Here is a 3005-nt window from a genome sequence, read left to right on the forward strand (position 1 = left end):
CCATTCGTGCAGGTCGGAACTTACCCGACAAGGAATTTCGCTACCTTAGGACCGTTATAGTTACGGCCGCCGTTTACCGGGGCTTCAATTCAAGGCTTGCACCTCTCCTTTTAACCTTCCGGCACCGGGCAGGCGTCAGACCCTATACGTCGCCTTGCGGCTTCGCAGAGCCCTGTGTTTTTAGTAAACAGTCGCCACCCCCTGGTTTGTGCCCCCGACCGATGCTTGCGCACCAACCGGGCCTCCTTCTCGCGAACTTACGGAGGTATTTTGCCGAGTTCCTTAAATGTGGTTCTCTCAAGCGCCTTGGTATTCTCTACCAGTCCACCTGTGTCGGTTTCGGGTACGGTCTCATGGAGGGCTATTTCCAGGAACCCCTCAGCAGCCCGATCAATCCGTTAAGATCGAACGACCTTCGGGATCCGTCACCATCTCCTGGCCCAGGAATATTAACCTGGTTCCCATCGACTACGCCTTTCGGCCTCGCCTTAGGGGCCGGCTTACCCTGCTCAGATTAGCTTTAAGCAGGAACCCTTGGACTTTCGGCGACAGGGTCTCTCACCCTGTTTGTCGCTACTCATGTCAACATTCTCGCTTCTGATCACTCCACCGGATGCCTCACGGCCCGGCTTCACAGTCAGAACATTGCCTCCGTTGGCTGTCTTGTCCGTCATCCTCGCGGATGACCATGGACGCCTCAGACAAAAGAGGCAGCGTCCTCTATCACAGAACGCTCCGCTACCACGCACATCAAATGTGCATCCAAAGCTTCGGCTCGTGGCTTGAGCCCCGTTACATCTTCGCCGCAAGACCTCTGAATTAGACCAGTGAGCTGTTACGCTATCTTTAAAGGATGGCTGCTTCTAAGCCAACCTCCTGGTTGTTTTGGAAGTCTCACATGCTTTCCCACTTAGCCACGAATTGGGGGCCTTAGCTGTTGGTCAGGGTTGTTTCCCTCTCCACGACGGACGTTAGCACCCGCCGTGTGTCTCCCGGATAATCCTCTCGGGTATTCGGAGTTTGCTTAGACTCAGTAAGGCTGTGGGCCCCCATCATCCATGCAGTGCTCTACCCCCCGAGGGATACGTCCGAGGCGCTACCTAAATAGCTTTCGCGGAGAACCAGCTATCTCCGAGTTTGATTGGCCTTTCACCCCTAGGCACAAGTCATCCCGACCCTTTTCAACGGGTGTGGGTTCGGCCCTCCAGTTGGTGTTACCCAACCTTCAGCCTGCTCATGCCTAGATCACTCGGTTTCGGGTCTGATCCGTCTGACTTCGTCGCGCATTTAACACTCGCTTTCGCTGCGCCTACACCTAACGGCTTAAGCTTGCCAGACAGACCAAGTCGTTGACCCATTATACAAAAGGTACGCCGTCAGGATGCAGGATCCCTCCGACTGCTTGTAGGCGTCCGGTTTCAGAAACTGTTTCACTCCCCTCGTCGGGGTGCTTTTCACCTTTCCCTCACGGTACTGGTTCGCTATCGGTCAGCAAGGAGTACTTAGCCTTCGGGGGTGGTCCCCCGATCTTCGAACAGGATTTCACGTGTCCCGCCCTACTTGATACGTCCGATCGAACTTCCCGTACGGGGCTGTCACCCGCTATGGCCGATCTTTCCAGATCGTTCCGGTCATTCTCACGGCTCGGCTGGTCCCCGTTCGCTCGCCGCTACTGGGGGAGTATCTGTTGATATCCTTTCCTCCGGGTACTTAGATGTTTCAGTTCCCCGGGTTCGCTTCTTAAACCCTATATATTCAGGTCAAAGATACCTGGTCATGCACACTGTTGACGACCCGAGGGTCACAACAGCAAACATTCAGGTGGGTTTCCCCATTCGGAAATCCATGGATCAAGGCTTGTTCTCAGCTCCCCATGGCTTATCGCAGAGTATCACGTCCTTCATCGCCTCTTGCTGCCAAGGCATCCACCAAACGCCCTTATCGCGCTTGATCTGATCCGGAAGAAGAAAGACTTGCAGCCTTCCAGCCCTGCGCCCTTTTGCGTCGCGCAGGAATCGCTTCCGGTCAGAAACATGTACATTCCCGCATATCCATCCTGCCTCGCGGCGCGCCAGCTCGACGCTGGAGGCTGCTGCGCAGCACGGATACACATGTTAGTTGTACTTGACTTGGACAACGTCGTCGTTGGTCGCAGGTCTGGAATGACCGCTTCCACCGCTCCCCCACTCGGGAACGGCCGACAACGCCGATTTTCTCTCTGAACGATATCAAATGCCTTCCCGGGGAAGGCCCGCGTCCGACAGGACGAGACAGAACCGCAAGGCGCTGTCTGATCATGTCGGGGAAATGGTGGAGCCTAACGGATTCGAACCGTTGACATCCTGCTTGCAAAGCAGGCGCTCTACCAACTGAGCTAAGGCCCCGGAAGCCTGTTTCCCGGTGGCCCGAAAAGGACGCCAACCGCCCCCGACGGGGCGCGCGACGCCTTCCGGAACCCCACCCGAAGCCTGCGGTCCCACGATCCGGCCCGGCAATGCGCTCCGCCGATCCGGTCCGACGGCCGGGACCGGATCCCGGGGCCGCGCCCCTGTCGGGCGGGCGCCACCATCTCTGGTGGGTCGAGGAGGACTTGAACCTCCGGCCTTACGCTTATCAGGCGTACGCTCTAACCACCTGAGCTACCGACCCGCAAGCCGGTCCCGACAGCGTCGGGATGCCGCCTTCCTGTGGAAGGATGCAAGGCGCAGCGCCGAGGGCCGCAAGGCCCAACGCAGCGGCACTCAAACCCGCATCCTGGCTTTCTGACTGAAGGGATATGAGGACGGTCCGGCCGTCATGTGAGCATCTGACCGATGCTCTGCCAAGTCGATCCACGAGGCGGACATGTCCGCCTGCCAGGATCGTCCTTAGAAAGGAGGTGATCCAGCCGCAGGTTCCCCTACGGCTACCTTGTTACGACTTCACCCCAGTCGCTGATCCTACCGTGGTCCGCTGCCCCCTCGAAAGGTTAGCGCACGGCCGTCGGGTAGAACCAACTCCCATGG

General features: G+C 57.8%; 2 tRNA genes and 2 rRNA genes. All 4 read right to left on the reverse strand.

Features of this window, described 5'->3' with window-relative positions:
* A 23S ribosomal RNA gene (locus tag V7650_RS18015) occupies window positions 1-1953 on the reverse strand; the annotation flags it as partial.
* A 355-nt stretch (window positions 1954-2308) separates the two neighbouring features.
* Window positions 2309-2384, reverse strand: a tRNA-Ala gene (locus V7650_RS18020).
* Window positions 2385-2572: 188 nt separating this feature from the next.
* Window positions 2573-2649 (reverse strand) — tRNA-Ile (locus V7650_RS18025).
* A gap of 222 nt (window positions 2650-2871) precedes the next feature.
* Window positions 2872-3005 (reverse strand): 16S ribosomal RNA (locus V7650_RS18030); the annotation flags it as partial.

Origin of the sequence: Parasphingorhabdus sp., from assembly GCF_036964565.1 — a bacterium.
GTDB lineage: Bacteria > Pseudomonadota > Alphaproteobacteria > Sphingomonadales > Sphingomonadaceae > Parasphingorhabdus.